This window comes from Porticoccus sp. GXU_MW_L64, from assembly GCF_052983295.1.
In genome coordinates, this window is sequence record NZ_JBRKJK010000040.1 from 1 (window position 1) to 1,303 (window position 1,303).

The 1,303-nt window shown below is 55.9% G+C and carries 1 protein-coding gene and 1 other annotated feature; the gene reads right to left on the minus strand.

Going from position 1 to position 1,303, the window contains the following annotated elements:
• Positions 1–39: 39 nt before the first annotated feature.
• A protein-coding gene (locus ACVBEJ_RS14520) for an IS3 family transposase (RefSeq protein WP_447130353.1) occupies positions 40–1,253 on the minus strand; the annotation gives its coding sequence in 2 pieces (ribosomal slippage) (positions 40–965 and positions 965–1,253; 1,215 coding nt in all).
• Positions 859–975 (minus strand) — a sequence feature (AL1L pseudoknot). (Overlaps the previous gene by 117 nt.)
• Positions 1,254–1,303: the final 50 nt, after the last annotated feature.

The window sequence follows — 1,303 nt, forward strand, 5'->3', positions numbered from 1 at the left end:
TGAATCGCCCCGGGTTGATCGGAGGCAGTTTAATTTGAGTCATGCGGCTTCGCTTGACTCGGTTTGATAATACAGCATTTCATATTCAGCCGGAGGCACATCGCCGATGGGTCGAAGCAGTCGCCGGTTATTGAACCACTCCACCCAAGTCAGCGTGGCCCGCTCCACATCATCCAGTCCCCTCCAAGGGCCGTTTTTGTGAATCACCTCTGCTTTGTACAGCCCGTTGATAGTCTCAGCGAGGGCGTTGTCGTAAGAGTCGCCCACGCTGCCAACCGAGGCATTAAAGCCTGCCTCCGCCAGTCGCTCTGTGTAGCGGATAGAGAGATACTGACTGCCCCGGTCGCTGTGATGGATAACTCCTTTCGGCTTGCCCCGTAACCACAGCGCCTGCTCAAGCGCGTCCAGGATTAAATCCGTTTGCATGTGCTTGAGTACCCGCCAGCCAACGATGTAGCGGGAATAAACGTCTACCACAAAAGCCACGTAGACAAAGCCAGACCAAGTGGGCACATAGGTAATATCCGCCACCCAGAGCTGGTTGGGGCGGTCAGCAGAGAACTGACGTTGCACCAGATCCAGTGGCTTGTGGGCGGCCTCGTCCGGTATCGTTGTGATACAGCGCCTGCCGCGCCGTACACCTTGCAGTCCCAGGTCTTTCATCAGCCGTTCAACCGTGCAACGAGCCGCAGGTATGGACTCACGGCCAAGCTGTTTCCAGACCTTGCGAGCACCGTAGTTCCGGTCGCTCTCTTCCCATACACGGCGAATGTCCTGGCAGAGCTGCTCATCCCGCCGGACACGCTCACTGCGTTTCTCAGGTTGTTGTTCAAGGGCTTTGCAGCGACGGTAGGTGGAGGGTGCAATCGGCAGCTCCTTGCAGATCGGCTCGACACCATGTTCATCACGGTGCTGGTCAATAAAATCCACCATCACTTGGGTTTGCGGTCGAGCTCCGCCTGGGCGAAAAAAGCGGCAGCCTTCTTCAAAATCTCATTGGCGCGCTTGAGCTCACGGTTCTCGCGCTCCAGCTCTTTCATGCGCTTTGACTGATCGCTGCTGACTCCAGGCTTTGCGCCTGAATCAACTTCCATCTTGTTGACCCATGATCGCAAGGTCTCTGGGGTACAACCAATCTTTGTGGCAATGGACTTTATCGCAGCCCAACGGGAGGAGTGTTCGTGTTCGCTTGTCAGCACCAGGCGTACTGCGCGCTCACGCACTTCGGGTGAGTATCCAGGTCGTTTGTTCATTGGCTAATCCTCTCAAGAAAATTAGCCTCCAATCAACCCGGGGCGATTCA